The 406-nt window shown below is 66.3% G+C and carries 1 protein-coding gene; it reads right to left on the reverse strand.

The window, feature by feature from the left end; genetic code table 11:
* Nucleotides 1-406, reverse strand: a 406-nt coding sequence (locus tag VTU_RS33915) for an Ig-like domain-containing protein (RefSeq protein WP_010107371.1), incomplete at both ends; no start/stop codon positions are given.

Genomic DNA, 406 nt, shown 5'->3' on the forward strand with positions numbered 1-406 from the left:
CGTTTCTCCTGCCGCCAGTCGGTTGTCGCTGAGCGTAATGGTTGCCGTGGGCACCGTGTTGTCTACGCTGTAGCTCAGACCCGGCACGGTTGCCGTGTCAACGCCTGCGTTGCCCGCAACATCCATCACCCCTGCAAGGTTCACCGTGATGCCGTTGCTCGCGGCTGTTCCGGTGCCCCCGGCTATCGTCACCTGCCAGGTGTCGCTGCTGCCGTCTGCGCCCGGGCTCACTGCGGTCACCGCGCTCACGCTGCCACCGCCTGTGGCCAGGGTCACGTCGTCCGTGCCAAAGCCCTTGACCGCTTCGCTGAATTTGATCGTGACGCTCGTCGTCGGCTGGTCGGGTCCAAGCGCCGTATGGCTGATCGTTTGGTCGCTGGCGGCCAGCTGCGGTGCCACGCGGTCC

This window comes from Verminephrobacter aporrectodeae subsp. tuberculatae At4 (assembly GCF_000193225.1).
Lineage (GTDB): Bacteria > Pseudomonadota > Gammaproteobacteria > Burkholderiales > Burkholderiaceae_C > Acidovorax > Acidovorax aporrectodeae.